Below are 25,603 nucleotides of genomic sequence, written 5' to 3' on the forward strand. Positions count from 1 at the left end.
CCGGATGGGGGCGGACAATCCGATTACGCCGGCAGGGTTCACCGCGCTCAAGGCGCGATACGAGCACCTGCTCGGAACCGCGCGGCCTGAAATCGTGGAGATAGTCAGCTGGGCGGCTGGCAACGGAGACCGCAGCGAGAACGGCGATTACCTGTACGGCCGCAAGCGCATGCGCGAGATCGACCGTGAACTGGCGCACCTCGCGCGGCGTATGAAGGCCGCCCGGGTCGTCGTCCCCGGCGAGCAACCTGACAAGACACGCGCGTTCTTCGGTGCGACGGTGACCCTGGCGGACGAGGACGAGGTCCGGAAGGTCGTCACCCTCGTCGGCGATGACGAGCAGGATGCAGGCGTCGGCCGGATCGGATGGTCCTCTCCGCTCGCGCGTGCGCTGCGCGGAGCAAGCGTGGGGGACCTGCGAACCGTCCGGCTGCCGGGCGGCGAGAAGGAGTGGGAGATCGTGGGGATCGCCTATGATTAAGCTTGTCGCGTCCGTGCTGGCGTTGCTCGCGGTTCCTGCAAGCGCGAGGGACGACCTTGGAGTGTTCGAGGACTGGGGCGCGTTCCGGGACCCGGGTGCCGGCCGATGCTATGCGATCGCCGTGCCGCAGCCAAACCGGGCGGCGCGCGAGTACGAACCCTTTGCCAGCGTCGGCACGTGGCCGCGGCGCGGGGTACGCGGACAGGTTCACATCCGCTTGTCGCGCAGGTTGGCAGCGGCCCCCGCCATTTCCCTAACGCTGGGCGGAAAGCGCTTTCCGCTGACCGGTGGCGGCGGCGATGCCTGGGCAGCGGACAAGGCGATGGACGCGGCGATCATCGCCGCGATGCGATCGGCGGGTTCGATGGCGGTTTCAGCGACCGATGTGCGGGGGCGTCGGTTCACCGATCGCTATTCGCTCCGCGGTGCGGCAACGGCACTCGATGCCGCATCGATCGGTTGTGCGCGCGCCCGTCGTTGACGGCCTGGCAACAAAGAAGAAGGGCGGAGCGCATGGCCCCGCCCTTCCGTTCCCTGGCTTCGCCCGACTAGAAGCGAATGCCCGCCGTCGCCACGACCTGATGGCGATCGGTGTCGAGGTTGAAGCGGCTGCCGTCAGGCGTCGTGCCCTCGAAGTCGACTTCGCCCTTCGAGTACTTCGAGTAGCGGTATTCGGCGCCGATGAAGGAATTGCGGCCGACCGCGAATTCCGCACCCGCGCCCGCGCGCCAGCCGTCGGTGTCGAGCTTGCCGTCGAGCGTGGTGGTTCCGTCGGTCCCGGTCAGCGAGTAGCGCTGGTTGGTGTAGCCACCCTTCACGTAGACCATGCTGCTGGGGCTGGTCACGAACCCGAGCCGGCCGCCCACGTAGATGTCGCGATCGGCCTTGACGTTGCCGAGGTTGAAAACAGTCGGGCGATCGTTGTCGAAATCGGTTCCGGCGCTGCTGCCCGAATAGCTTGCTTCCGCGCCCAGGCGCAGGTTGTCGCCCGCCGCGAAATCGTATCCGACCAGTCCACCATAGGTCACGCCGTCGACCGACTGCTTGAGATCGCGGGTATTGTCGACGTCCTCGGTGCTGCCGGACCGAATATGGTCGTAACCCACTTCGGCGCCCACGCGAGCGCCGGTGAACGGCGCGTCGCCCGCAGACTGGGCCATGGCCGGGGTGGCCAAGGCGGCGAGGGAAGCGGCGACGAGCGATGCGATCTTGGTATTCATTAACAGTACTCCGTTTTCGTCACAGGCAACCGGTCATGCGGCTGCCATGGACCCGCTCAACGGACGTGTAGGGCACCAGTTTCATGAACCTCAGACAACCAGATTGTGTTGCCCTGAAGCAACAATGTTGCTCGGCGAACCGGGCAATTTAAGCGACGGGCCTTCGCACCTGATGGAATTTTCTGCGTCCAGACTGGTATGGCGGGCAGTGAAACAGCTTTCCGCCGCTCAAAGGGCCCGCCTCGACGATGGGCTTTGCCAGTCAGGACGGCTCACCCTATATGCGCCACGCCATGGCCGATACCGCCCTTATGTCGATCCCCGGACCAGTCGATCCGATCCCCGTCTCGCGCGACGTGACCCCGCGTGCCGACGGGCGCATCGATCTGCTCGGCCTGCCCCGGCCGCGCATCACCGAACTGTTTGCGCAGGCCGGCCTCGATGCGAAGGCTGCCAAACTGCGCGCGAAGCAGGTCTTTCATTGGCTATACCACCGCGGCGTCACCGACTTCGAGGCGATGACCGACATCGCCAAGACCATGCGCCCCTGGCTCGCCGAGCGATTCGTGGTCGGCCGCCCCGAAGTGGTCGAAGCGCAGCATTCTTCCGACGGCACCCGCAAGTGGCTGCTGCGCACCGCGGACGGCCACGACTTCGAGATGGTCTTCATCCCCGATGCCGATCGCGGGACACTCTGCGTTTCGAGCCAGGTCGGCTGCACGCTCAACTGCCGGTTCTGCCATACCGGGACGATGAAGCTCGTCCGCAACCTGACCCCGGGCGAGATCGTCGGCCAGGTCATGCTTGCCCGCGATGCGCTGGGCGAATGGCCCAAGGGAAGCATGGCCGGTCTCGACGAGGCGGAGGACGCGGGGCACTATTCGTCTGACGGGCGCTTGCTCACCAACATCGTGATGATGGGCATGGGCGAGCCGCTGTACAATTTCGACAACGTGCGCGACGCGTTAAAGATCGTCATGGACGGCGACGGCCTCGCCCTGTCCAAGCGACGGATTACCCTGTCGACCAGCGGTGTCGTACCGATGATGGACCGGTGCGGCGAGGAGATCGGGGTGAACCTCGCGGTTTCGCTTCACGCGGTGACGAAGGAGATCCGCGACGAAATCGTTCCCCTCAACAAGAAGTATGGCATCGATGAGTTGCTCACGGCCTGCGCCGCCTATCCCGGCGCCAGCAACGCCCGGCGAATCACATTCGAATACGTCATGCTCAAGGGCAAGAACGACAGCGACGACGATGCGCGCGAACTCGTGCGACTGATCAAGCAGTACAGGCTTCCGGCCAAGGTCAACCTCATTCCGTTCAACCCTTGGCCCGATGCGCCCTATGAATGTTCGACGCCCGAGCGGGTGAAGCGTTTCTCTGACATCGTGTTCGAGAATGGGATCAGCGCCCCGGTCCGCACGCCGCGGGGGCGCGATATCGATGCGGCCTGCGGCCAGCTCAAGACCGCGGCGGAAAAGAAGAGCCGGGCAGAGCGCGACCGCGAGGCGGCGGCGGCTAGCTAGCCGGCGAAGACCGGCAAGCCGGCACCGAGCGATATCGTCTCACACCGCCCCCCGATCCAGACACTGCCGTCAGGATCGCGCTCCCAGGAAACGCGTCCGTCTGCACCGGTCATCCGTCCTTGCGCGGCAACGGTCGGCCCCGCCGCCGCCCCGCTGTCAAACAGGTGCAGCGCAACGCCGGCGTTGAAGCTTCCTGTCACCGGGTCCTCCCGCAAGCGGCCGTTGTGGTCGGCGAAGAACGCGCGGAGCTCCCAGTCGACCCCGGAACCCGATGCGCCGGGCGCGGCGAGCCCGATGTCGGTCCCCGCAGGCGCTTCGGGCGCCGGCCGAGCCGCGAGCACCTGTTCCGCGCTTTCAAGTCGAAGGAGGCGCCATTGCGGCCCGTTGGCGACATGGACTCCCTCGACGACCGCGGCTTCCTCGACGCCGGCCAGACGTACACAATCGGCGAGGTCCCGCGCCTCGAGCGGACCGGAGCGGATAAGAGGCGGCGCCTTGAATGCCAGGTGATCGGGCGTTCCGCGCACAGTGACTAGGCCGACGCCGCACTGTTGGACGCAGATTCCCTCGTGCCGTGACCGCCCGCCAGCGCGGAGCCAGGCATGGCACGAACCCAGCGTGGGATGACCGGCGAAAGGCAGTTCTCCCGCGGGATAGAATATGCGCACCCGGTAATCGGCAGCGGGATCGGTCGGCGGCAACAGGAAGGTCGTTTCCGAGAATCCGAGCCACTGCGTCAGTCGCAACATCTGAGACTCGTCGAGGCCTTCGGCGCCATGCACGACTGCAAGCGGGTTGCCGCTTAGAGGGCCTGAACCGAAAACGTCTACCAAGTCACATCGCATCGGCATTCTCCCCGTGCCAGCATACCGCTCCCCCGGCGCCGCACGAGGAGAGACTCTCCGCGTGAGTCATCGGCTCACCCGAACGGCAGCGCATTCCGTCGCGAATCTCGTGCCGGCATGAAGCGTTCATCGGCGGTTCGTTTGCCGAAGCGCAGACCTGCGGCCACAGGTTACTTCGGGAAGGAAACAACGATGAAGAAGTCTCTACTCGCCATTGCCGCCGCCGGCCTCGCGCTACCCGCCGCTCCGGCGTTTGCCGATCCGCCGCGATGGGCGCCGGCGCACGGCCACCGCGCCAAGCACTCGGACTACCAGCCGCGCTATTACACGAGCGGCAACGGGGTGCGGTACTGGCAAGGCGATGACGGTCGGTACTATTGCAAGCGATCCAACGGTACCACCGGATTGATCGTCGGCGCCGCCGCCGGCGCGCTGGTCGGCCGGGCGATCGACACGCGCGGCGAACGCGCCACTGGCACCATTCTTGGCGCCGCCGCGGGCGCCCTGCTCGGCCGGCAGGTCGAGCGCGGCGAGGTCCGCTGCCGCTGATCGCTGGAGCAACAATCCGCAATTGGGGCGTCGTCCGAAAGGGCGGCGCCCTTTTTGTCTTTTCCGCAAATGTCCGCGAACGATCGGTCGATATTTCAGAACGGTTTGCCGCGCGATACGCATGGGTCGTTCCCGTTCATCTGAGGTTGTGGACCCCGAAGGCCGGTGGAGCGTCGAACAGTCGACACGCTTGATGAGGGAAAGGAATACCCCATGAACAAGTTTCTTCTCGCCGTCGCCGCTACCAGTATGGCGGTCCCCGCTGCCCCCGCTCTTGCCCACAACACCGGATACAACCATCGCCACTACACGAGCGAAAACGGCGTCCAGTACTGGGAAGGTCGTGACGGCCGCTACTACTGCAAGAAATCCAACGGCACGGTCGGACTGGTCGTCGGTGCGGCTGCCGGTGCGCTGGTCGGCAGGGCAATCGACACCCGCGGCGAACGCGCGACTGGCACCATTCTGGGCGCAGCCGCCGGCGCGCTGCTGGGCCGCGAAGTGCAACGCCGCACGGTCCGCTGCCGCTAGACCCTTGAACTGAACACGAACAGGCGCGCCGCTCGCGACAGGCGGCGCGCCTTTTGCTTTCCCATACCTGCGCACGTGTGCTTTGATGGAAGCTATGGAGGCTTCCAAACGACCTGCAGTTCTCGTGACCGGCGGCGCAAAGCGGATCGGTGCGGATATCGCCAAGGCATTCGGGGACGCGGGATGGCACGTCGTCATTCATTATGGCCGGTCGGCTGCCGAGGCCGAGAAACTGGCGTCCCAACTGCCCAGCGCTATCGCAATTCACTGCAACTTGTCCGATGCCGACGCGGCCAAGGACATGGTATCGCGGCTGGCCGCTCATCTTCCCGACTGGCGCGTCCTCATTAACTCCGCGTCGATTTTCGTCCCCGACGACGACGGGGACATCGACATGGAGAACTTTCGCAAGACGCTGCGAGTGAATGCGGGGAGTCCCGCTCGCATGGCGCAGGCGTTCCTGACCCATGCGCGGTCGAAGGGAGGCAAGCGGGTGATCCACGTGACCGATCAGAAACTTGCCAATCCCAACCCCGATTTCTTCACCTACACGATGAGCAAGCATGCGCTGGCAGCAACGGTGCCGATGCTGGCGATGTCTGCCGCGGGGCCGGAAGACAGGGTCTATGCCCTCGCGCCCGGAGCCATCCTGCCAAGCCACGACCAGACGCCCGAAGAAACCGAGACAAGCCACCGGCTGAACCTTCTGAAGCGCAGGACTGGCCCCGATGAGATCGCCAACGCGTGCCTCTTTCTCGCGGAAGGGTGGTTCGCCAATGGCGAAACTCTCTACGTCGACAGCGGCCAGCACCTTCTGGCTCAGCCGCGCGACGTGATCTACCTCGCCCGAGGGCACGCGCGTTGAATCGCCATGCGCTCTCGACCCGGCTGTGGCACTGGCTGAACCTTGTCTGCGTCGTCATTCTCTTCATGTCCGGCCTCAACATCTCCAACGCCCACCCGCGGCTTTACTGGGGCGACTGGGGATTCGCCGCCGGGACCGAGTGGCTCGCCGTGCCGCGCTTCCCCGGATGGATGACGATCCCCGGTCACTACAGCCTTGCCGGTGCGCGGGAGTGGCACGTTCTGATGGCGTGGCCCTTCGCGCTGGGCCTCCTGTTCATGTGGGTCGCGATGCTGGCCAACCGGCACTTCGTTCGCGACCTCGCGACAACCCGGGCCGAGTGGCGCTGGAGCGCAATACGCGCCGAGGTGGCGCGGCATCTGCGGCTGGACTTCGAGCACGCCGGAACGAAGTTCAATTTCCTCCAGAAACTCGCCTACGGGGTTGTCCTGGGGATACTGCTGCCGGGCATGATCCTGACCGGCATGGGCATCAGCCCGGGCATGGAGCCGCTTCTCTCGCCCGTCATCGAGGCCGTCGGCGGACGCCAGTCGATGCGATCGCTCCATTTCATCTTCGCGTGGGCGATCTTCGGATTCCTCGTCCTGCACGTCGCGCTCGTACTCCTGTCACATCCATGGCGGCAGATGCGCGACATGATTACCGGAGGTCGCGATGCGCCGTAGAGGGTTCGTCGCCGGCGCTGCTGCGCTGCTTGCCGGCGGCTGTTCGAAAGTCGCCGACACACGCGCCGCGCAATCGCTGTTCCGCGCGTCGGAAGGCTGGCACCGCGGGGCCCAGCGGCTCCTTGGCGGAGGGGGCTTGGTCAAGGAATACGAACGCACTGAGATCTCCCCGTTCTTTCGCGGCAATGGATCGGTAACAATAGACACGCCAGACTACGCGATCGCCGAAGCCTCGGGGTTCGCCGACTGGCGGCTGCAAGTCGGAGGTCTGATCGCCCACAGGCTCGATCTGAGCCTCGACAATATCCGCAAGCTACCCCAGCGCACGCAAATCACCCGGCACGATTGCGTGGAGGGCTGGAGCGCGATCGGCGAGTGGACCGGGCCGCAGCTTTCCACGATCCTCGAAGGTGCCGGGCTTCTGCCCCAGGCCCGCTATATCGTGTTCCGCTGCGCCGACACGCTTGCGGGCGCCCCATACTACGAGAGCATCGACCTCGATGACGCCTTCCACCCGCAGACGATCATCGCGCACCTGCTCAACGGCGAGCCACTCCCCGTGCGCAACGGAGCCCCGCTGCGCCTCAGGGTCGAACGGCAACTGGGCTACAAGCACGCCAAGTACCTGACGGGGATCGAAGCGGTCGCAAGCCTCGAGGGCATCGGCGGCGGCAATGGCGGATACTGGGAGGACCGCGCGGGTTATCACTGGTACGCTGGCATCTAGGGGACGCAACGATCATGTGGCTGCTGGACAAATTCCTGAAGCAGGGGATCCGAAGCGGGCGTCTGCTCGTCACGGACCACGATGGAAAGGTGTTCGAATATGGACCGGGCCTGGATGAACCGATCCGAATCCGGCTGACGGACCGCCGCGCCGCAGGCCATATCGCCCGCTATCCGCAACTGGGAGCAGGCGAAGCGTTCATGTGGGGCTGGCTCGTGGTCGAGGAGCCGCATGACATCCGTGATCTCCTGCTGTTCGTCACGGCGAACACCAAGGTCGACGGAGACCGCGCGATCCAGGCGCAAGGGCCCTTGCGCAGGGCAGCAGACAGGCTCGTCGCGATGGCCGACAGCGTGAACCTGCGCGGCAAGGCGGCGCGAAACGCCGCCCACACTTACAATCTCACGCGCCGGCTCTACGAGCTGTTCCTCGACGAGGACCGCCAGTACACTATGGCCTATTACCGCGGCGATCCGGAGGCGACCTCGCTCGAGCAGGCGCAGCTCGACAAGAAGGCGCACCTGGCCGCGAAGCTGTTCCTCAAGCCGGGCATGAAGGTACTCGATATAGGGTGCGGCTGGGGCGGCTTCGCGCTCTACCTGCACCGGCATTACGGGTGCGAGGTGCTCGGAGTCGCGCTCGCCGAGGATCAGATCGCATTCTGCCGCGAGCGCGCCGACGCCGAGGGCGTAGCCGACAAGGTCAGGTTCAAACTGATGGACTACCGCGACGTCGAGGGCGAATTCGACCGGATCAGTTCGGTCGGGCTACTGGAACACGTCGGCACGCCGCACTACCCGCAATTCTTCGAGCATACTGCAAGGCTGTTGAAGCCCGATGGCGTCATGATCAGCCATTGTTGCGGGCGCGCCGGACCTCCCGGGCGGACCGACGCCTTCACCCGCAAATACATCTTCCCCGGGGGCTACATCCCCGCCCTCAGCGAGCTCGTGGCACCGAGCGAGAGGGCTGGATGGCAGGTGATGGACGTGGAGGCGATGCGCTTCCATTACAGCCACACGCTCGAGAAATGGTACAACCGCACGGTCCTGCATCGGGATGAGATCGTCGCGCTTTACGACGAGCAGTTCTACCGGATGTGGCTGTTTTACCTGGCCGGTGCGGAGCAGGCCTTCCGCAATGGCAGCCTCGTCAACTGGCAACTGATATACGTGAAGGATCGCGCCGCCATTCCGATGACGCGCGAGTTTATCGAGATCGAAAGCGCGCGCCTGCGCAGCGCAGAGACGCCGCCAGTCTGGCACCTTCACCCGGCCCTTCGCGAGGCGGCCGAGTAGGCCGCCCTCCGTTCATGTCCCCGCACGGGATGAAGGCATCCGCTGGCGCCAGATTGAGCCTCGCTGCCTCCGCATGGTCACGCCAGCCGGGCGCCGGTCTGCATCTTCTTACGCAGGGTAAAGCGCGTTCATCGTGTCCCAGCTCAGCTTGACGAGGCCTTCCAGGGCATCGGAATCTACGGCCGACAGCCGGCTGATATAGAGGCACGACTTGCCGGCCCTATGCTTGCCGAGGCGCGCGAACAAGGCGTCGGCTTCCGGCTGCCGATCACAGTAAGTGCCCATCAGATACACGGTCAGGGCTGCCTTGCGCGGCGAAAAACCGGCGCGCATCGCCTCGCCCTCATGGCCACTTGCATAGCGATACCGATAGCTGCCGTAGCCGATGATTGACGGCCCCCACATCTTCGGCTCCAACCCGGTCACCCGTCTGTGGAGCGCGTCGAGGAGCCGGGCTTCCTCTTGGCGCCGCGGGTCGGGCAGTTCGGCGATGAATTCGGCCGGACTGACGGGGGTGACCCTCGTCTTCGCCTCGTATCGCGCCATCGTGCTCTCCCTTGCCGCCCGGTGCAGCTTGCCATAGGGGCCGCGCCGAACGAACGGGAAAGTGTCCATGTCCGATATCAAAAAGGTCGTCCTCGCCTATTCCGGCGGCCTCGACACCAGCGTGATCCTAAAATGGCTGCAGGTGACTTACGGCTGCGAAGTCGTCACGTTCACCGCCGACCTCGGCCAGGGCGAGGAGCTCGAACCCGCGCGCGCCAAGGCGAAGCTGATGGGCATTCCCGAGGCCCACATCTACATCGACGACCTGCGCGAGGAATTCGTGCGCGACTTCGTCTTTCCGATGATGCGCGCCAACGCACGGTACGAAGGCGACTATCTGCTCGGCACCAGCATCGCCCGTCCGCTGATCTCCAAGCGGCTGATCGAGATCGCCCGCGAAACCGGCGCCGACGCGATCGCCCATGGCGCGACAGGCAAGGGCAACGACCAGGTTCGCTTCGAACTGTCCGCCTACGCCCTCGACCCGGATATCAAGGTTATTGCCCCGTGGCGCGAGTGGGACCTCACCAGCCGCACCGCGCTCATCGCCTGGGCCGAGGCGCATCAGATTCCCGTCCCGAAGGACAAGCGCGGCGAGAGCCCGTTCTCGACCGACGCGAACCTTTTGCATACCTCTTCGGAGGGCAAGGTGCTGGAAGATCCGTGGGAGGAAGTGCCCGACTACGTCTACTCGCGCACCGACAATCCCGAGGATGCGCCCGACGCGCCCGAATACATCACGATCGATTTCGAGAAAGGTGACGGCGTCGCGCTGAACGGCACGGCGATGAGCCCGGCGACCCTCCTCGCCGCGCTCAATGATCTGGGTCGCAGGCACGGTATCGGCCGTCTCGACCTCGTCGAGAACCGCTTCGTGGGGATGAAGAGCCGCGGAATGTACGAAACCCCTGGCGGCGAGATCTACGCCCGCGCGCATCGCGGGATCGAGCAGATCACACTCGACCGGGGGGCGGCGCACCTCAAGGACGAGCTCATGCCCAAGTACGCCGAGCTTATCTACAACGGTTTCTGGTTCGCTCCCGAGCGCGAAATGCTGCAGGCGGCGATCGACCTCAGCCAGGAGAAGGTCAGCGGGACCGTCCGGCTCAAGCTTTACAAGGGAAGCGCGCAGGTCGTGGGGCGCAAGTCCGCGCAGTCGCTGTACTCGGAGCGGCACGTGACATTCGAGGACGATGCCGGCGCCTACGACCAGACCGATGCCCAGGGGTTCATCAAACTCAACGCGCTTCGTCTGAGATTGCTCGCCCAGCGCGATCGTTGAAATATTCGGTCGCAGAACGCCCCCGCGACGAACCGTTGAGTTATCCACTCGTGTCCACAACGAAAAGCGGGGACAGTGGAAAAGCGTGGACTTGCGTGCTTGCGCGACTCGGTTCCGGGATGCAACTTCAGGTTATCGGAAGGGCACGGGAGCCACTGAACAGACGATCCTAACGGTTTGAAAGTTCGAAGTTTTTCCAAATTCTTTCGAGGTGGCGGCATAGTCCGCGCGGTCTTCGAGATCGCCTTGCAGACGGCTTCGGCCAGAAGCAAGGGGATCGCTTAAGAAGGACGCCGGCAGGCCACCATCGACCGGTCATCCGGTCGCTCGCCGAGGAGGCATCGCATACGGCTTCGGCCGGAGTGATGCAGCCGCCGTCCCTTCGGGGGCGAGAGGCGGGAGACCAATCGACGGCCGGTCTCGGAACCGCCTGGCGGAACAGGAAAGGATCTTCGGATCCGGACCGACCGCCAGACGGAACCGGATGCCGGTGCGAGCGCCGGTGACAGAGCCGGATGGAAACCGATCCTCGATCGGGGACCGCATGGCAACGACACTGGGTGCCAAGCGCCTTTCTTCGGAAAGGACCACGCGCCGGTGAGAGTGGGGTCGACCTTCGGGTCGGCCCCATTTGCATTCTGGCAAAGCGTCATCCGGGCCGGCGAAACCGTGCGATCGCGATGGGCGCGCTCACGACGCGACTCGGCATCCCGGGCGGCAAGGTCCATCGGCAGTATCGGTGCGGCGAGGCCTCCGCCGACGCGCGAACGTGGTTAACGCGCGGTAACTCCACGATGAACGGTGGTGACTCCGGGGTGGAGCGAGGGTGACGGGGTGCCCGGCGGGCGGAACCGGGAGTAAACCGCCCGGCATGGACGGGACATCGACCTTTGCAGGCCGCCGGATCGTGCGCATGCTGGCCTTCGCCGCCGCGCTCGCCCTGCCCGCCTCGGCGAGCACGTCGGCGCTGGCGGACGACAGCGACGCCTTCGTCCGCACCTTCACCGACATCTCTACCCCGGTCAGCGGGACCGCGCCGGCAGCCGGAGCGGTCGACGTGACCGCGATCACCGCGCCGGTCGAAGAGGCCGACGACGATGGCACCGCGATCGGCGGGGGCGTCGCCAGCTTCTATGGCCGCAAGTTCAACGGCCGCCGCACCGCCAGCGGCGAGACGTTCGACATGAGCGCGCTCACCGCTGCGCACCGGACCCTGCCGTTCGGAAGCAAGGTCCGCGTGACCAACCGCGCCAACGGCAAGTCGGTGGTAGTGCGGATCAACGATCGCGGCCCGTTCCACGGCAACCGGGTGATCGACCTGTCGCGCTCGGCAGCGGGCGAGCTGGGGCTGATCGCCCGCGGCTCGGGCCAGGTCGAGCTCGCGCTGCTCGACTGAGCGGCGCGCGCGTTACCCCATTATCGAAAGCGAGCAGGCAGCGGCCGTCCGGTCAGGACGGACCGTGCATCCTTTCGTGATCGTCCGATTCGAGAAGGTCCATCCCGGCCATCCGCTGTTCGCGGCGGCGCAGGAGCCAGTTCGACGCCAGCCAGGCGGCCGCAAGAAAGGCGAGCGTTAACAGGGCGACGAAGTATACTTGGGACACGCAGGTGCTCCGGATAAAAGGCGGGAGCACATACGAGACGTCTCTCTGTCGCGGCGAAGCCATGGGGTCGGGCGCAGCGATGGCGCGGCTATACACGTCCCGGCTCGAATCACCTAATCGACCCTCCCCGCCGCCCGGTCGCCCGATGGCGGGGCAGGCGCACGCCCCCCCGGCGCCGCGACAAGCCCCCGCTCACCCCCCGTCGGCATAGTGCCACTTGCCGTCGTCGCCGTCGGGGCCGGGGACGACGAGCCACCAGCGCTCGACCCCTTCCTCGAACGCCCACATCTGCTCGGCCTCGACCTCGTCGGGATCGTAGCCGGGAAACTGGTGCGGCCACCGCGCGCCGATGGGCCGCGCATCCTCGAACCGGAGGAGCCGGTTGCCGAACCATTGGCAGTCCCGCTTCGTCAGCTCGGCCGTCTCGTCGAGGCAGCGCCCGCCGCAATCGGGACAGGGGTTCTCGATTGCAGGCGCGGCGGCCTTCTTCCGCCGGGCGGCGGCGGGGGGTTTGTCACACCTGTCACACAATCCTGGCGAAGAATTGTCCGCCGGCGCGTCCACGCGCTCGCCGGGCAGCGGGGCAAGCGCCTCGCCGCACTCGGCGCAGACCGGCGCGGGATCGTCGATGCCGGCGGCGAACCGCTCGAGCGCGCCCTCGTAGTCATCGGCAAAGGCGCGCAGCCGCGCGTCTTCGGTCAGCCGGTCGAGCCGCGCGAGGTGCGCGAGCAGCAGGCGCGCGTCATAGCGGCGGCGGGTGGCGACGACCTCGCCGTGGTACCACACCTCCTCCTCCACCCCGTCGATCGCGCGCGATGCCAGCACGTCCTCGTGCAGCGCGCGGGCCGAAAGCAGCGCGGCATCCCACGCACGGCGAAATGCGGGAGAGGCGCGCCGCTCGCGATAGGCAGTGCGATAGCTGATCCCCGCCTGCGCCGCCGAAGGCCGCACCGCCCCGCTCCCCGCGAGCGCGTGGAGGAACGCGACCTGGCGCTCGCGGGTGAAGACGGCGTGCGGGGCAAGGTCGGCGGGATCGTCCGCGAGCGCGGCGATCGGGTGGGTGAGCGCGGGGGTGTTGGCGTGCATGGGGCGGGTCCGTCCGTGGGGAGATGGACCGCGTTATGTATGCGGGATGGGGGGCTGTAGGAAAATGGTTTGTGCGGGCGCTCAGCGCTTCCTGAGCGCCTCCGGCTTGTGCGCGGCGCGGGCAACATCCCGGTGTGCCGCCGTGGCTGTTCCACTCAACATTGTCGCCTTCGCGGAATGTCCGCTCGTTGCTCACCGGGATTCTCCCTCAAGAAAAACAGCGCGTGAGAGGGGGCGGGGTTCCGGCTCTTGCGCTTCCACCCCCGAGATGGTGCCTCTGGCGAGGTGATGCAGCGGCGCTCTGAGTTGGAGTATGGCAGTTTAGTGTCCAGTCTCCGTAATCGCCGTCACCGCGACCAAGCGAACTACCCAGCTAAATAAGCTTCATCATTTAGGCAGCCGCGCGCCAACGCGGTCCGCCAATGATTGTTACTGAAAGACCGGAAACTGGTGAGTGACTTCTCAAGATAATCTCGCACCGCTTCAATTCCTCCAGATTCCCTAAAGGCGTTTACCAACCCAGCCTGCCGCGCTAACTCGGTCGTTGCTTGAATAGTGTACAATTCCCAAAGCCCAAACTCGCTAAAATGGTTGCGCAACTTCAACACGTTATGCTCATGCAACTCCGCGTTGTTAATCTCAAATTTTCCAACCCAACCGCCTTGAAACTGCTCGACAGAACATGTGAGCCAGTCAACCCCTTCAAAGTAGTCAAAATACGGATGAAGCGGCGCATCAACAAAGCTCTCGTAAATTTTGTCCTGCTTGACCTTGTTGCAATCGGAGCACGATGGTATCAAATTCTCTGGACAAACCGAAAAAATCGGGAATTTGCCTTTGGCTAGGAAGTGGTCAAGTTGACCAACGTTTCGGTGATTACAATAAGGACAAATGTTGTACGGTGTGGAAAGACGAATTTCTTCGTATAAAAGGCGGGCCTTCGAGCGTCGCCGTAAGAGTCCTTGGTCGTAAAGAGTCACTAGGTCGGCCGAGCTAGTCAGTCCGTTGGCGGGGTTTCCTTCAGGGATCTCGTGAAGTTTATGAGTGCGGCCCTTTTCTCCATAGCTGGCCACTTGATCCAGATAAGAAGGACGCGCGCTGGCTAGCCGTTGGCGAAAATTGGGGTCAAGAAATCGCTCGGAGGCCAAATCATAAATTTCACCAGGAGCGATACCGGGTACAGTGAGGCTAAGCATTACTTCAGTGCCTGAAGACTGCGAGCAACGGCCATTCCTTCGGACCCTATTCGATCTTCGAACTCCCCCAATAGCTTATCAAGGTCCCAGCCTTCATCAACCATCTTCTCGCGAATGATCTTGTGGAAACCCGTATCAGTCACCTCCAATCCAAAAACCGCGTGCGTGAGGCGTCCGACATCCTCCCCAAATGTTTCTAACGGCGGCCGCGAAGCAGCAATTGTTCGTCCAGATCGATTGACAATCCACACGCAACTCGCAGGTACCTCTTGCAGAACGACGGGCGAGTGCGTGGCAACAAGGGAAACGCCATTCTGACTTATGAGAAGTTCCGATAGAGCCCTTATGAAAGCAGACAAAAGTGGAGGATGCAGATGACCTTCAGGCTCATCCAATAGGACGAACGTTTGCTCCTCAACGACTTCAACCAATCGCGTGATCGTAAGTAAGACGATGGCGTGGCCGGAACTTAGTCCGCCAAAGATTTCCCGCGCTTCAGAACCCCAATCGTCAAAATGGATGGTCGTATCAGCCAGCTCTGCAACGCCGGACTCTGCAAAGAGCGGATCTGACGAAAGGGTCGCCAGAGCTCGAGCCCAACGATCTCTTTTGACTCCTGAAAGGCAATTTGAGGCGGCAGAAACGAAGTCGAAAACAAGCTCGTCGGTATCCTTCAGATAAGGAACCTGTTCGCCATCAACCTCCGCCCATCCTCTCAATCCGATATGGTGGAAATTAGATCCAAGTGCATCATGATCAAAGGAGTCGAAAGCGCTAAAGGTCACAGCGACCAAGTTGGCAAATTCCTCCCCCCCGGAGACGGAATCGATTTCGAACTCACCAGTGTTAGCGGCGGGTGTTAGTATTGCCTCAATCATATTATTAAGGGTGGTAGTTTTGCCTACACCGTTACGCCCAATCAGGACGTGAACATTCGTCGGTGGCAAGGACTGTGGCTTGACGTTAAACTCGAGAACCGCCGTGTTGCCCACCTGTCTCTCATCTCTAGGTGGAAACTCATATGTGAACTTGTAGGGTGTTAGCTCAACGTCACCGTGTGCCAATCTATGGTACCGGGTCTCTAAACGCATTTGGTCTATCGACCTAAAGAGAGAAGTCTGAGCTACGTGCTCCGTTTTGTGCTTCTGATAGATTTCTAAATCATACGCCATGTCGCGCATAGATGAGAAATATTCATCTGCGATGCCCAAATTTACGATGTCGGAGTAATAATCGCCGGACAAGCCAACGGAAAAAAAATCTTCAGGTAATTGTGTGAAAGTCCGCGGCAATTTGGTGCGCCGTTCCAATCCATTTTGACCAGCGTGTCCGATTTTCACCCAGCCGATGTGATGACGGGCGCCGTTGGCGTCGAAGTAGGCGACGCCAAACTTGGTTTCATATGTGAACCAGTCATCCCAGTCGTTGTAAAAAAGCTGGATTGAGTTTGGCTTGCCGGGAGGCGGTATCTCGCCCTTTTCAAAATTGAAAAAGGTCAATGTCATCAGCCGCCCTCCCCGCTCATCGCTAGGTCAGCTAACAGTTTTAAAGCTAACTGACCACAGACGATGGACGCGTCGTCATCCGGCTGGTTCTTCCACCCGCTCTTCGCTCTTCGCCAACATCGGCCGCAAATATTGCCCCGTAAAGCTCCGCGTATTCGCCGCGACCGCCTCAGGCGTCCCCTCCGCCACGATCTCCCCGCCGCGCACGCCGCCTTCGGGGCCGAGGTCGACGATCCAGTCGGCGGTCTTGATCACGTCCAGGTTGTGTTCGATCACCACGACCGAGTTCCCTTGGTCGACCAGCCGCTGGAGCACTTCGAGCAGCTTGCGGACGTCCTCGAAATGAAGGCCGGTGGTCGGCTCGTCGAGGATGTAGAGCGTTTGCCCGGTGCTGCGGCGGCTGAGTTCCTTGGCGAGTTTGACCCGCTGCGCCTCGCCGCCCGACAGCGTGGTCGCCTGCTGGCCGACCTTGACGTAGCCGAGGCCGACCTCGTTCAGCATGTGCATCTTGTCCCGGATCGGGGGGACGGCCTTGAAGAACTCCTCCGCGTCCTCGATCGTCATGTCGAGCACGTCGGCGATGCTGAGGCCCTTGAACTTCACCTCGAGCGTCTCGCGGTTGTAGCGCTTGCCGTGGCATTCCTCGCACGTGACGTAGACGTCGGGCAGGAAGTGCATCTCGATCTTGATCAGCCCGTCGCCCTGGCACGCCTCGCACCGGCCGCCCTTGACGTTGAAGCTGAATCGCCCCGCCTTGTACCCGCGCGCCTGGCTTTCGGGCAGGCCCGCGAACCAGTCGCGGATCTGGGTGAAGGCGCCGGTGTAGGTCGCCGGGTTGGAACGCGGGGTGCGGCCGATCGGCGACTGGTCGATCTCGATCACCTTGTCGCACAGTTCCAGCCCCGTGACCTTGTCGTGCGGGCCGGCGATCACCCGCGCGCCGTTCAGCGTGCGCGCGGCGGCGGCGTAGAGCGTGTCGATCGTGAAGCTCGACTTGCCCGAGCCGCTGACGCCGGTGATGCAGCAGAACGTGCCCAATGGGATGCTGGCGGTGACGTTCTGCAGATTGTTCGCGCGCGCGCCGTGGACGGTGATCTTGTGCCCGTTGCCCTTGCGGCGGGTCCTGGGCACCGCGATCTCGCGCCGTCCGGTGAGGTAGTCCGCGGTGAGGCTGTTCTTCGCCTTGAGCACCTGTTTCAGCGTGCCCTGCGCGACGATCTCGCCCCCGTGGACGCCCGCGCCGGGGCCGAGGTCGACCACGTGGTCGGCGGCGCGGATCGCGTCCTCGTCGTGCTCGACCACGATGACCGTGTTGCCGAGGTCGCGCAGGCGCTTCAGCGTTTCCAGCAGCCGGTCGTTGTCGCGCTGGTGGAGGCCGATGCTGGGTTCGTCGAGCACGTAGAGCACCCCGCTGAGACCCGAGCCGATCTGGCTGGCGAGCCGGATGCGCTGGCTCTCGCCGCCCGACAGGGTGCCGCTGGTGCGGTCGAGGTTGAGGTAGTCGAGCCCGACGTTGTCGAGGAAGCCCAGCCGCTCGTTGATCTCCTTGAGGATCGCGCGGGCGATCTGGTTCTGCGTGTCGGTGAGCTGGTCGGGCAGGCCAAGGAACCAGTCCTTCGCCGCCGTCACGCTCATCTGCGTGGGGGTGGCGATGTCGGTGCCCGCGATCTTCACGCTGAGCGCCTTGTCGTTCAATCGCTTGCCGTGGCACGTCTCGCACGCCTGAGCGGTCTGGTACTTGCCCAGCTCCTCGCGCATCCACGCGCTCTCGGTCTGGAGCATCCGGCGGTTGAGGTTGCCGATCACCCCCTCGAACGCCTTGCGCACGGTGTATTCCTTGCGCCCGTCCTTGAAGGTGAGCGGGACCGCCCGGCCCTTGGTGCCGAACAGGATGACGTCCTGGTTCGCCTCGCCCAGCTCGTCCCACGGGGTGGTGAGGTCGAAGGCGTATTCCTTCGCCAGGCTGGCGAGCACCTGCATGTAGTAGGGCGACGGCGGGTTGGACTTCGCCCACGGCACCACCGCGCCCTGCTTGAGGCTGAGGTGTTCGTTCGGGACCACCAGCTGCGGGTCGAACAGCAGCTTTTCACCGAGGCCGTCGCACGCGGGGCACGCACCCTGCGGCGCGTTGAAGCTGAACAGCCGCGGCTCGACCTCCTCGATCGTGAAGCCCGAAACCGGGCAGGCGAACTTCTCGGAGAACACGATGCGGTTGGCGGGCAGCCCGGCGCCCTTGAGCTTTTGTTCCTGGGCGCCCCCGGCTTCGCCTTCTTCCTCGCGCCCCGGCACCACGCCGTCGGCAAGGTCAACGTAGGCCAACCCCTCGGCCAGCTTGAGCGCCTGCTCGAAGCTGTCGGCAAGGCGGGTCTGGATGCCGTCCTTCACCGCGATCCGGTCGACCACCACCTCGATGTCGTGCTTGTACTTCTTGTCGAGCGCCGGCGCTTCCTCGATGGCGTACATCTCGCCGTCGATGCGGACGCGGGTGAAGCCGGCCTTCTGCCACTCGGCGAGTTCCTTGCGGTACTCGCCCTTGCGCCCGCGGACCACTGGCGCGAGCAGGTATAGCCGCGTGCCCTCGGGCAAAGCCATCACCCGGTCGACCATGTTGGATACCGTCTGCGCCTCGATCGGCAGGCCGGTGGCGGGCGAATAGGGCACGCCGACCCGCGCCCACAGCAGGCGCATGTAATCGTAGATCTCCGTCACCGTCGCCACGGTCGAGCGCGGGTTGCGCGAGGTGGTCTTCTGTTCGATCGAGATGGCGGGCGAAAGGCCGTCGATGTGTTCGACATCGGGTTTCTGCATCATCTCGAGGAACTGGCGGGCATACGCGCTCAGGCTTTCGACGTAGCGGCGCTGGCCTTCGGCATAGATCGTGTCGAACGCCAGGCTCGACTTGCCCGAACCCGACAGCCCCGTGATCACGATCAGGCTGTCCCTCGGCAGGTCGATGTCGATCCCCTTGAGGTTGTGCTCGCGCGCACCGCGGACGGAAATGGTCGTCAGGCTCATCGGGATGGGATGTTCCGCAAATGTTCGTGTGGGTCAAGGGGCGCGCACGAGGCCACCCGGCGGGCTGTGCGGATGTGGGGAGCGGGCAGGCAATTGCAACACGATCCGCCGCCGCGCGAACGGGGGCGTGCGCCGCCTCTCGGCCTTCGACGGCCCGGCCAGCTTGACCGGCAACCCGGGAGATTCGGAACAATCTTCCGACCCCTTGCTTAGTTAAGTGATTGCAAACACGAAAGGAGACGACGATGACCACAGCCGACCTCAATCGCCCAGGTCAGCGCTCTGGATCGACGGGTCCCGATACCGCGCAGGACCTGAAAGCCGATGCAGACCGCCTGGCGCACACCGCCAAGGACAAGGCCAGCGAGAAGACCGCAGAGTATAAGTCACAGGCCACGCGCACCGCGCGATCGGCGTCCGAAGCGCTGCAGAAGGCGGCCGGCGACCTCGATCGCGACAACGACGCACCGGGCTGGCTGAGTTCGGCCTTTCGCGAAACCGCGAAAGGGATCGACCGCTTTGCCCGCAAGATCGACGGCCGCAGCCCCGAGCAGATGGGCCGCGAAGTGACCGGCTTCGCTCGCGAACATCCAACGACTTTCCTCGCCGCGTCGGCAGCAGCCGGCTTCGCCGCCGCGCGCTTCCTGCGCGCCGGTGCCGACCACCAGAGCCATGCCGAAGGACGCGATTATCGTGGCAGAGAACACCGGGACAACAACGACACCGCGACCGATGGGCGCTTCGCCCGCGAAACACGCGCGGCGCAGGGCCGCTATGCCGCAAGCCGTGAAGGAATGACCCAATGAACGACCAGTCCAAGATCATCGACCCGCCCGGACGCCGTGTCCGCGATCCGGATCCGCGCGACGACAACGTCGTCGACCTCATCGGAAAGCTCACTCGCCAGGGCGCGCATCTTGCCGAAGAGCAGGTCAGCCTTGTGCAGGCCGAAGTTCGCGAGGCGATGGCCGACATCAAGCAGGCGATCGGCGCGATGGCGGGTGCCGCCGTCGTCGGGATCGCCGGCCTCGGCGTGACCCTTATGGGCCTTGCCTATCTCGTGTCCGACTGGATCGAGAACACGTGGCTCGGCACGTTGATCGTCGGCGCGCTTACGCTGATTGTCGCCGCGATAATGTATTCGAGTGGCAAGTCGAAGATGAACCGCACCAACCTGAAACCGACCCGTTCCATCCGGACCGTCGAAGACACTCCGGACGCCGTAACGGGGAACATGAACAGCCGGAGCCCCCAATGACACAGACCCATACAACCGACACCCGCGACCCCGCAGACATCGAGCGGGAAATCCGCCGGACCCAGCGCGACATGAGCAGGACCGCCGATCGGATCGGCGAGCAACTCACTCCGCGCAGCATCTTCGACGCCCTGCTCGACAAGGCAGGCGAAAGCGGCATCGACGCTCGCTTTCTGCTTGACCAGGCGCGCCGCAACCCGATCGCGCTTGGCATGATCGCGATCGGCGGCCTTTGGCTCGTCAGCGATAGCGATGCCCGCGCGAAGACCTTCACCGACAAGTTCGGCGGCGACGCGGCGCCCGGCGACGAGTGGGATCAGGCTCACCACCAAGGCTACGTGACCTACATGGCGGCGATCGAGCCGAGGGCAGACGAGGACCACGAGGCTTACCGCCGGCGCCGCGACTGCGCGCGCGCGACCTACCTGATGGTTGAACAGCGTCATGACGAAGATGAAACCTCGTGGCGCAAGCGGCTTGACGAAGCGACCGACGCCCTTCGCGACCGGCGCGACCGCGTCGCGCAGAAAGCGCGCGATTTCGGCAACCGGACGCGCCGCGGCGCAGGTAAAATGACCGACAAGGTTGAACGCGCCTACCAGGACAACCCGCTGATCGGCGGACTCGCCGCTGCTTTCGTCGGCGCGATGGCGGGCGCCGCGATCCCCGCTTCCCGCTTCGAGGAGGAGCAACTGGGTGAATACGGGGCCGACGCAATCGACGCTGCCCGCGACAAGGCCATGGCGAAGAAGGACGAACTGGTCGACGAAGCGGACCGCACCATCGCCGCATCCGGTCAAACCGGCGCGCCTTCCGCTGCGCGCGAAAAGAGATTCGAAACCGCCTGACGGCCCGGAGGATAAAGACCCTGGACGGCCGCCGCGGAGCTTTCCGCGGCGGCCGTTTCGCGAACAGCGGTAAGGAGATCGGCGGTTATCGCCGGGGCTCCAAATTCGGACGATGCGGACCATACCTCGTCGGGCCAGAAAGCGCGCGTCTTCCGATAACAAGTATCAATTCGGGACCCGTCCCGCCCCCCGGACGTTTCCCCGGTCCATGCTCGACACTTCCCCCACGCTCACCCGACCCGCCGACACCGAGGCGGACTTCCGCAAAAAGATAAAGGACGCTGCCTTTCCCTGCGTCGGCGCCAAGTCGGCGCTCGCGCGGGACATGATGCACTTCGTTCACGCGCGCGACATCACCAGTGGATGGAACGACCTCCAGATCACACACGACCTGCTCGAATGGTCGTGGCGCTACAAAGAGGAGCGTGATGGATTGCGCAGCTTCGTGGTCATCTTCGACCAGCCGCTCGACCTCGATGAAAAGGCATTCGAAGCGGCGATGTGGCAGCGCCTCCAGTCGATCGCCGACAAGGACCACTGGCTTGGCCAAAGGCCCGATCCGCGGGTGAGCGGAGACCCAGGCGATCCGCACTTCTCGCTCAGCTTCGGCGGGGAGGCCTACTTCGTCGTCGGCCTTCATCCTGCCTCCTCGCGCCCGGCGCGGCGGTTTGCGAGGCCGGCGATGGTGTTCAACCTCCACGACCAGTTCGAACGGCTTCGCGCCGAAGGGCGGTACGAACGGATGCGGGAGAAAATACTGGATCGGGACATCGCGCTTGCGGGCACAATAAATCCGATGCTCGAGCGACATGGTGAAGGAAGCGCCGCGCGGCAGTTCAGCGGCCGCGCGGTGGGCGAGGACTGGACCTGTCCATTCCGCGATCCCCGGGCATGAGCACCCGCCGCATCGCCCCGCGATCGGGCGTCGCCTTCGAACTCGCTGAAGGCCAGGCTCTCACCGTGATCGATCCCGAAGGGACGCAGGTGTCCGACCTGCTCGCCTACGCGCGTGCGGACGTACGCGAGGTCATCTCGAACGGGCGTACCTTCGACTACGAAGAGACGATCGCGCTCACCACCGGCAACCGGCTGTGGTCAAACCGCTCGAACCCGATGCTGGTCATCGAAGAGGACAGCGTCGGACGGCACGACTTCCTGCTGACCCCGTGCAGCGAGGCGACCTTCCGCCATTTCTATCCGAACCACCCGGTTCATCGGGGCTGCTTCGGAAATCTCGCCGAGGCGCTCGCCCCGTGGAGTATCCAGCCCGATGCGATCCCTTGCGCGTTCAACGTCTTCATGAACGTGCCGGTCGCACCCGACGGATCGCTGCGTGTCGATCCTCCGACGAGCCAGCCCGGCGACTTTATCCGCTTGCGCGCGCTCACCGACCTCGTGATCGGGCTCACCGCCTGCTCGGCCTATGCCTCGAACGGCGGCACCTTCAAGCCGATCGATTATCGTATAGAGTGATCCGGTGGTCCGTCTGTTCGTCGCCCTTCGCCCCCCCCCACCGGTCCGGCAGGCGATGCTCGGCGCACAAGGCGGCGTCGAACCCGCGCGCTGGCAGTCCGATGAACAGCTGCACCTGACGCTGCGCTTCGTCGGGGAGACGGATCCCCGCACCGCCGAAGACCTCGTTGCCGCTCTCGGCTCGGTTACGGCTTCTTCCTTTACCCTCTCGGTTCGCGGCGTCGGCCACTTCGAGAAGAAGGGCCGCGCCAGTGCGCTCTGGGCCGCACTTGCCCCCAGCGCCGCGCTGGACCTGCTCGAACGCCGCGTGGAGCGCGCCTGCCGGGCGGCGGGCATCGCGCCCGAGACGCGCCGGTTCGTGCCCCACGTGACCCTTGCCCGGCTCAGCGGCGGTGCGGTAGGCGCAGGGGCGTGGCTCGCCGCGCACGGCGACCTGTCGGCACCCGAATGGGGTGTGACGTCCTTTCGTCTCTACGAAAGCCGCATGGGACGCGGCGGCTCGGCCTATTGCCCCGTGGCAGAGTGGCCGCTCGATCCTGCGAACGGCCGAATCGGCTCGACGAACGGCTCACGAGGCGGTTGCACCAGCAACCATTCATCGTCTCAAACGTAGGTCATTCGCGACCCGCCGGACGGCGGGCGTTCAATTCGAGCTTTTTGGGGACCGCAATGACCACCCGTTTCATCGTCGCCGCCGCACTGGCGGGGACATCTCTTGCCGGATGCACGACCATGACCGCCGAGACCACCGAACGCCCCGCAGCCGTGGCGATTCCGCAGGCGACCGGTTACTTCGCGCAGCCGAGCACCCTGCCGCTGCGCGCGCCCGACTTCACGAAGATCTCCGATGCCGACTTCGCGCCGGCCTTCGAGCAGGCGATGGCAATCCAGCGTGCGGAAGTCGCGGCGATCGTGGCCAACCCCGAGCCGCCGACGTTCCAGAACACGATCGTCGCGCTCGAGGACACGGGCAAGATGCTGAGCCGGGTCGAGGCCGTGTTCGGCTCTCTTACCGGGGCCAACACCAACCCCGCGCTCGACGCGATCGATGCCGAGGTCAGCCCCAAGCTGACCGCTCACTACGACGCGATCAACCTCGACCCCGGCCTTTTCGCGCGGGTCAAGGCCGTCCATGACAATCGCGCCGCGATGAGCATGACGCCCGAAGACGCCAAGCTGCTCGAGGACACCTACGAGCGAATGGTGCACGCCGGCGCGGAATTGACCGCAGCCCAGAAGGAAGAAGTCAAGGCGATCAATGCTCGCCTGTCCGCGATCACCACCGAATTCGGCCAGAAGCTGACCGATGCGACCAAGGCGAACGCGCTGGTCGTGACCGACAAGGCGAAGCTCACTGGCCTGTCCGATGGCGACATCGCCGCGGCCGCCAAGCTTGCCGCCGAGCGCGGGCAGCCTGGCAGCTATGCCATCGCGCTGCAGAACACCACGCAGCAGCCCCTGCTCGCCTCTATCGAGGATCGCGCAACGCGCGAGGCCCTCTTCGAGAAGAGCTGGAACCGCGCCGAGCGTGGCAACGCCAACGATACGCGCGCACTGATCGCGGAGATCGTGAACCTGCGCGCGAAGAAGGCCGCGCTGTTCGGCGCACCCGACTGGGCGACCTACCAGATGTGGGATCGCATGGCGAAGAACCCCGAAACCGCGCTGGGCTTCATGGAACAGATGGTCCCTGCCCTCGCCGCGACGCAACGCGACGACGCCGCCGCGCTGAACGCCGAGATCAAGGCGAGCGGCAAGAACTTCACCGTCAAGCCGTGGGACTGGCAGATGTATGCCAACCAGCTCAAGGCCAAGAAGTTCGATCTCGATGAGGACGCGGTGAAACCGTACTTCGAGGTTACTCGCGTGCTCGAGGACGGCGTCTTCTTCATGGCGAACAAGCTGTACGGCCTGTCGTTCAAGAAGCGCAGCGACCTGCCGGTCTATCATCCCGACGTGACGGTCTACGACGTGATCGACCGCGACGGCAGCCAGCTCGGCCTGTTCTATTTCGACCCGTTCCAGCGCGACAACAAGCGCGGCGGGGCGTGGATGAGCTATTTCGTCAAGCCGGCGAAGCGCGACCAGACCAAGCCGGTGGTCTACAACGTGCTCAACATCCCCAAGGCGCCCGAGGGCGAGCCGCAACTCGTCAGCTTCGACAACGTCGAGACGATGTTCCACGAATTCGGCCATGCGGTGCACGGCCTGTTCGCTGACCAGCAGTATGGTTCGCTGTCGGGGACCAGCGTCGCGCGGGACTTCGTCGAGTTCCCCAGCCAGGTGCACGAGATCTGGGCGAGCTATCCCGAAGTTCTTGCCAACTATGCCAAGCACTACAAGACCGGGGAACCGATCCCGCAGGAACTGATCGCCAAGATCCAGGCCGCGGCCAAGTTCGACCAGGGTTACCAGTTCGGCGAGGTTGTCGAGGCCGCTCTCCTCGACATGAAATGGCATGCCCTGTCGCCGGCCGACGCTGCCGCCATCGATACGCCGGAAAAGGTTTCCGCGTTCGAGGCCAAGGCGCTGCGCGAGCTTGGCCTCGCGGTGGATCTCGTCCCGCCGCGTTACCGGACCAGCTACTTCCGCCACATCTTCTCCGATCCGGCCGGGTATTCGGCGGGCTACTACAGTTACCTGTGGACCGAGATGCTCGACCGCGCGAGCCGCCAGTGGTTCCTCGACAACGGGGGGCTGACGCGCGCGAACGGCGACCACTATCGCGCTACCGTGCTCAGCCGCGGCGGCACGCAGGACTATTTCGAGATGTACAAGGCCTTCACCGGCAAGGAACCGGACGTACGGCCGATGCTCGAGGCGCGCGGCCTCGTCGTCGACAAGAAGTAGGCGTTGGCCGGGGCCGGAGGGACCCTCCTCCGGCCCCGCCGCGCAAGGCGTTCCCCATCCCCGACGAGTCGTGGACCGAGCCCGTTCACCAGCCGTTGGTTGGATGAAGGGGGGATTAAGGAGGCACGCCTTGACCGCACACTCACAACTCGCCGAAGCACCCCTTCCAAATCGCCGGCGCGATCCGGTGCGCCGCGTCGTGGCCCGGATGCGCGAACGCCGGAAGACCA

Annotated in this window: 26 protein-coding genes; 18 read left to right on the plus strand and 8 right to left on the minus strand. The window is 64.5% G+C overall.

The window, feature by feature from the left end:
• Nucleotides 1–4 precede the first annotated feature (4 nt).
• Both ACPV3N_RS05270 and ACPV3N_RS05275 read left to right on the plus strand, forming a co-directional pair.
• Nucleotides 5–481 (plus strand): GreA/GreB family elongation factor, encoded by a 477-nt coding sequence (locus ACPV3N_RS05270; protein WP_440115436.1) that lies wholly within the window; start codon nucleotides 5–7, stop codon nucleotides 479–481.
• Entirely contained in the window at nucleotides 474–962 is a 489-nt protein-coding gene (locus ACPV3N_RS05275; RefSeq protein WP_440115438.1) for an invasion associated locus B family protein, read from the plus strand. The genes ACPV3N_RS05270 and ACPV3N_RS05275 overlap by 8 nt, the downstream gene beginning before the upstream one ends.
• Before the next feature lie 67 nt (nucleotides 963–1,029).
• On the opposite strand, the gene ACPV3N_RS05280 is transcribed toward ACPV3N_RS05275, so the two are convergent.
• The gene (locus ACPV3N_RS05280) at nucleotides 1,030–1,701 is read right to left on the minus strand and encodes an outer membrane protein (protein WP_440115440.1); all 672 of its coding nucleotides are present in this window, start codon (nucleotides 1,699–1,701) and stop codon (nucleotides 1,030–1,032) included.
• Between the two features lie 293 nt (nucleotides 1,702–1,994).
• On the opposite strand from ACPV3N_RS05280, the gene rlmN reads away from it, so the two are divergent.
• Nucleotides 1,995–3,230, plus strand: coding sequence for a dual-specificity RNA methyltransferase RlmN (gene rlmN / locus ACPV3N_RS05285; protein ID WP_440115442.1), 1,236 nt, complete (start codon nucleotides 1,995–1,997; stop codon nucleotides 3,228–3,230).
• Here the strand turns inward: rlmN and ACPV3N_RS05290 are convergent.
• On the minus strand, nucleotides 3,227–4,081 hold the full coding sequence (locus ACPV3N_RS05290; protein WP_440115444.1) for a PhzF family phenazine biosynthesis protein: 855 nt from the start codon (nucleotides 4,079–4,081) through the stop codon (nucleotides 3,227–3,229). The two genes, rlmN and ACPV3N_RS05290, sit on opposite strands and share 4 nt — an antisense overlap.
• Nucleotides 4,082–4,267: 186 nt before the next feature.
• Here ACPV3N_RS05290 and ACPV3N_RS05295 point away from each other — a divergent pair, with 186 nt between their 5' ends.
• The 6 genes from ACPV3N_RS05295 to ACPV3N_RS05320 all read left to right on the plus strand — a co-directional run bounded on the left by ACPV3N_RS05295 (nucleotide 4,268) and on the right by ACPV3N_RS05320 (nucleotide 8,710).
• Nucleotides 4,268–4,624 carry a glycine zipper 2TM domain-containing protein gene (locus tag ACPV3N_RS05295; RefSeq protein ID WP_440115446.1) on the plus strand — a complete coding sequence of 119 codons (357 nt, stop codon included), beginning with the start codon at nucleotides 4,268–4,270 and terminating at the stop codon, nucleotides 4,622–4,624.
• Between the two features lie 213 nt (nucleotides 4,625–4,837).
• Complete coding sequence (locus tag ACPV3N_RS05300) at nucleotides 4,838–5,155, plus strand: glycine zipper 2TM domain-containing protein (protein WP_440115448.1); 318 nt, start codon at nucleotides 4,838–4,840, stop codon at nucleotides 5,153–5,155.
• 94 nt (nucleotides 5,156–5,249) lie between these two features.
• Complete coding sequence (locus ACPV3N_RS05305; RefSeq protein ID WP_440115450.1) at nucleotides 5,250–6,020, plus strand: SDR family oxidoreductase; 771 nt, start codon at nucleotides 5,250–5,252, stop codon at nucleotides 6,018–6,020.
• Nucleotides 6,017–6,685, plus strand: coding sequence for a cytochrome b/b6 domain-containing protein (locus ACPV3N_RS05310; RefSeq protein WP_440115452.1), 669 nt, complete (start codon nucleotides 6,017–6,019; stop codon nucleotides 6,683–6,685). Before ACPV3N_RS05305 ends, ACPV3N_RS05310 begins: the two co-directional genes overlap by 4 nt.
• A complete protein-coding gene (locus tag ACPV3N_RS05315) occupies nucleotides 6,675–7,412 on the plus strand; it encodes a molybdopterin-dependent oxidoreductase (RefSeq protein WP_440115454.1) in 738 nt (245 codons plus the stop codon). The genes ACPV3N_RS05310 and ACPV3N_RS05315 overlap by 11 nt, the downstream gene beginning before the upstream one ends.
• 14 nt (nucleotides 7,413–7,426) lie before the next feature.
• Nucleotides 7,427–8,710: a class I SAM-dependent methyltransferase gene (locus ACPV3N_RS05320; protein ID WP_440115456.1), complete on the plus strand. Its 1,284-nt coding sequence runs from the start codon at nucleotides 7,427–7,429 to the stop codon at nucleotides 8,708–8,710.
• A 108-nt stretch (nucleotides 8,711–8,818) separates the two neighbouring features.
• Here ACPV3N_RS05320 and ACPV3N_RS05325 read toward each other — a convergent pair whose 3' ends face one another.
• On the minus strand, nucleotides 8,819–9,325 hold the full coding sequence (locus ACPV3N_RS05325; protein ID WP_440115458.1) for a DUF1801 domain-containing protein: 507 nt from the start codon (nucleotides 9,323–9,325) through the stop codon (nucleotides 8,819–8,821).
• Between ACPV3N_RS05325 and ACPV3N_RS05330 the strand changes: the two genes are divergently transcribed.
• Together ACPV3N_RS05330 and ACPV3N_RS05335 are read left to right on the plus strand one after the other, a co-directional pair.
• Nucleotides 9,324–10,538: an argininosuccinate synthase gene (locus ACPV3N_RS05330; RefSeq protein ID WP_440115460.1), complete on the plus strand. Its 1,215-nt coding sequence runs from the start codon at nucleotides 9,324–9,326 to the stop codon at nucleotides 10,536–10,538. The genes ACPV3N_RS05325 and ACPV3N_RS05330 overlap by 2 nt on opposite strands.
• A gap of 871 nt (nucleotides 10,539–11,409) precedes the next feature.
• Nucleotides 11,410–11,934 carry a septal ring lytic transglycosylase RlpA family protein gene (locus tag ACPV3N_RS05335; RefSeq protein WP_440115462.1) on the plus strand — a complete coding sequence of 175 codons (525 nt, stop codon included), beginning with the start codon at nucleotides 11,410–11,412 and terminating at the stop codon, nucleotides 11,932–11,934.
• 52 nt (nucleotides 11,935–11,986) lie between these two features.
• Here the strand turns inward: ACPV3N_RS05335 and ACPV3N_RS05340 are convergent, their stop codons facing one another.
• The 5 genes from ACPV3N_RS05340 to uvrA form a co-directional block, all read right to left on the minus strand.
• Nucleotides 11,987–12,142 (minus strand): hypothetical protein, encoded by a 156-nt coding sequence (locus ACPV3N_RS05340; RefSeq protein ID WP_440115464.1) that lies wholly within the window; start codon nucleotides 12,140–12,142, stop codon nucleotides 11,987–11,989.
• Nucleotides 12,143–12,334: 192 nt separating this feature from the next.
• Nucleotides 12,335–13,228, minus strand: a complete 894-nt coding sequence (locus ACPV3N_RS05345) for a hypothetical protein (RefSeq protein WP_440115466.1) — start codon at nucleotides 13,226–13,228, stop codon at nucleotides 12,335–12,337.
• 365 nt (nucleotides 13,229–13,593) lie between these two features.
• Nucleotides 13,594–14,424: a hypothetical protein gene (locus tag ACPV3N_RS05350; RefSeq protein ID WP_440115468.1), complete on the minus strand. Its 831-nt coding sequence runs from the start codon at nucleotides 14,422–14,424 to the stop codon at nucleotides 13,594–13,596.
• Complete coding sequence (locus tag ACPV3N_RS05355) at nucleotides 14,424–15,929, minus strand: AAA family ATPase (RefSeq protein ID WP_440115470.1); 1,506 nt, start codon at nucleotides 15,927–15,929, stop codon at nucleotides 14,424–14,426. The genes ACPV3N_RS05350 and ACPV3N_RS05355 overlap by 1 nt, the downstream gene beginning before the upstream one ends.
• A 75-nt stretch (nucleotides 15,930–16,004) precedes the next feature.
• A complete protein-coding gene (gene uvrA / locus ACPV3N_RS05360; RefSeq protein ID WP_440115471.1) occupies nucleotides 16,005–18,944 on the minus strand; it encodes an excinuclease ABC subunit UvrA in 2,940 nt (979 codons plus the stop codon).
• A gap of 245 nt (nucleotides 18,945–19,189) precedes the next feature.
• Here uvrA and ACPV3N_RS05365 point away from each other — a divergent pair, with 245 nt between their 5' ends.
• The 7 genes from ACPV3N_RS05365 to ACPV3N_RS05395 all read left to right on the plus strand — a co-directional run bounded on the left by ACPV3N_RS05365 (nucleotide 19,190) and on the right by ACPV3N_RS05395 (nucleotide 25,373).
• Nucleotides 19,190–19,750, plus strand: a complete 561-nt coding sequence (locus ACPV3N_RS05365) for a hypothetical protein (RefSeq protein WP_440115473.1) — start codon at nucleotides 19,190–19,192, stop codon at nucleotides 19,748–19,750.
• Complete coding sequence (locus ACPV3N_RS05370) at nucleotides 19,747–20,202, plus strand: phage holin family protein (protein WP_440115475.1); 456 nt, start codon at nucleotides 19,747–19,749, stop codon at nucleotides 20,200–20,202. The genes ACPV3N_RS05365 and ACPV3N_RS05370 overlap by 4 nt, the downstream gene beginning before the upstream one ends.
• Nucleotides 20,199–21,050 carry a DUF3618 domain-containing protein gene (locus tag ACPV3N_RS05375; protein WP_440115477.1) on the plus strand — a complete coding sequence of 284 codons (852 nt, stop codon included), beginning with the start codon at nucleotides 20,199–20,201 and terminating at the stop codon, nucleotides 21,048–21,050. Before ACPV3N_RS05370 ends, ACPV3N_RS05375 begins: the two co-directional genes overlap by 4 nt.
• A gap of 208 nt (nucleotides 21,051–21,258) precedes the next feature.
• On the plus strand, nucleotides 21,259–21,945 hold the full coding sequence (gene gntA, locus ACPV3N_RS05380; protein WP_440115479.1) for a guanitoxin biosynthesis heme-dependent pre-guanitoxin N-hydroxylase GntA: 687 nt from the start codon (nucleotides 21,259–21,261) through the stop codon (nucleotides 21,943–21,945).
• Entirely contained in the window at nucleotides 21,942–22,523 is a 582-nt protein-coding gene (locus tag ACPV3N_RS05385; protein WP_440115481.1) for a DUF1989 domain-containing protein, read from the plus strand. Before gntA ends, ACPV3N_RS05385 begins: the two co-directional genes overlap by 4 nt.
• 4 nt (nucleotides 22,524–22,527) lie before the next feature.
• Nucleotides 22,528–23,136 carry an RNA 2',3'-cyclic phosphodiesterase gene (gene thpR / locus ACPV3N_RS05390; protein ID WP_440115483.1) on the plus strand — a complete coding sequence of 203 codons (609 nt, stop codon included), beginning with the start codon at nucleotides 22,528–22,530 and terminating at the stop codon, nucleotides 23,134–23,136.
• Nucleotides 23,137–23,192: 56 nt separating this feature from the next.
• Entirely contained in the window at nucleotides 23,193–25,373 is a 2,181-nt protein-coding gene (locus tag ACPV3N_RS05395) for a M3 family metallopeptidase (protein WP_440115485.1), read from the plus strand.
• Nucleotides 25,374–25,603: the final 230 nt, after the last annotated feature.

The organism is Tsuneonella sediminis, assembly GCF_051912845.1.
Classification (GTDB): Bacteria; Pseudomonadota; Alphaproteobacteria; order Sphingomonadales; family Sphingomonadaceae; genus Tsuneonella; species Tsuneonella sediminis.

What these genes read in the sequence shown, in the direction of transcription:
- ACPV3N_RS05270 (WP_440115436.1), top strand. Translation starts at nt 5, where the DNA reads ATGGGGGCGGACAATCCGATTACGCCGGCAGGGTTCACCGCGCTCAAG.
- ACPV3N_RS05275 (WP_440115438.1), top strand. Translation starts at nt 474, where the DNA reads ATGATTAAGCTTGTCGCGTCCGTGCTGGCGTTGCTCGCGGTTCCTGCA.
- ACPV3N_RS05280 (WP_440115440.1), bottom strand. Translation starts at nt 1,701, where the DNA reads ATGAATACCAAGATCGCATCGCTCGTCGCCGCTTCCCTCGCCGCCTTG.
- rlmN (WP_440115442.1), top strand. Translation starts at nt 1,995, where the DNA reads ATGGCCGATACCGCCCTTATGTCGATCCCCGGACCAGTCGATCCGATC.
- ACPV3N_RS05290 (WP_440115444.1), bottom strand. Translation starts at nt 4,081, where the DNA reads ATGCCGATGCGATGTGACTTGGTAGACGTTTTCGGTTCAGGCCCTCTA.
- ACPV3N_RS05295 (WP_440115446.1), top strand. Translation starts at nt 4,268, where the DNA reads ATGAAGAAGTCTCTACTCGCCATTGCCGCCGCCGGCCTCGCGCTACCC.
- ACPV3N_RS05300 (WP_440115448.1), top strand. Translation starts at nt 4,838, where the DNA reads ATGAACAAGTTTCTTCTCGCCGTCGCCGCTACCAGTATGGCGGTCCCC.
- ACPV3N_RS05305 (WP_440115450.1), top strand. Translation starts at nt 5,250, where the DNA reads ATGGAGGCTTCCAAACGACCTGCAGTTCTCGTGACCGGCGGCGCAAAG.
- ACPV3N_RS05315 (WP_440115454.1), top strand. Translation starts at nt 6,675, where the DNA reads ATGCGCCGTAGAGGGTTCGTCGCCGGCGCTGCTGCGCTGCTTGCCGGC.
- ACPV3N_RS05320 (WP_440115456.1), top strand. Translation starts at nt 7,427, where the DNA reads ATGTGGCTGCTGGACAAATTCCTGAAGCAGGGGATCCGAAGCGGGCGT.
- ACPV3N_RS05330 (WP_440115460.1), top strand. Translation starts at nt 9,324, where the DNA reads ATGTCCGATATCAAAAAGGTCGTCCTCGCCTATTCCGGCGGCCTCGAC.
- ACPV3N_RS05325 (WP_440115458.1), bottom strand. Translation starts at nt 9,325, where the DNA reads ATGGACACTTTCCCGTTCGTTCGGCGCGGCCCCTATGGCAAGCTGCAC.
- ACPV3N_RS05335 (WP_440115462.1), top strand. Translation starts at nt 11,410, where the DNA reads ATGGACGGGACATCGACCTTTGCAGGCCGCCGGATCGTGCGCATGCTG.
- ACPV3N_RS05345 (WP_440115466.1), bottom strand. Translation starts at nt 13,228, where the DNA reads ATGCACGCCAACACCCCCGCGCTCACCCACCCGATCGCCGCGCTCGCG.
- ACPV3N_RS05350 (WP_440115468.1), bottom strand. Translation starts at nt 14,424, where the DNA reads ATGCTTAGCCTCACTGTACCCGGTATCGCTCCTGGTGAAATTTATGAT.
- ACPV3N_RS05355 (WP_440115470.1), bottom strand. Translation starts at nt 15,929, where the DNA reads ATGACATTGACCTTTTTCAATTTTGAAAAGGGCGAGATACCGCCTCCC.
- uvrA (WP_440115471.1), bottom strand. Translation starts at nt 18,944, where the DNA reads ATGAGCCTGACGACCATTTCCGTCCGCGGTGCGCGCGAGCACAACCTC.
- ACPV3N_RS05365 (WP_440115473.1), top strand. Translation starts at nt 19,190, where the DNA reads ATGACCACAGCCGACCTCAATCGCCCAGGTCAGCGCTCTGGATCGACG.
- ACPV3N_RS05370 (WP_440115475.1), top strand. Translation starts at nt 19,747, where the DNA reads ATGAACGACCAGTCCAAGATCATCGACCCGCCCGGACGCCGTGTCCGC.
- ACPV3N_RS05375 (WP_440115477.1), top strand. Translation starts at nt 20,199, where the DNA reads ATGACACAGACCCATACAACCGACACCCGCGACCCCGCAGACATCGAG.
- gntA (WP_440115479.1), top strand. Translation starts at nt 21,259, where the DNA reads ATGCTCGACACTTCCCCCACGCTCACCCGACCCGCCGACACCGAGGCG.
- ACPV3N_RS05385 (WP_440115481.1), top strand. Translation starts at nt 21,942, where the DNA reads ATGAGCACCCGCCGCATCGCCCCGCGATCGGGCGTCGCCTTCGAACTC.
- ACPV3N_RS05395 (WP_440115485.1), top strand. Translation starts at nt 23,193, where the DNA reads ATGACCACCCGTTTCATCGTCGCCGCCGCACTGGCGGGGACATCTCTT.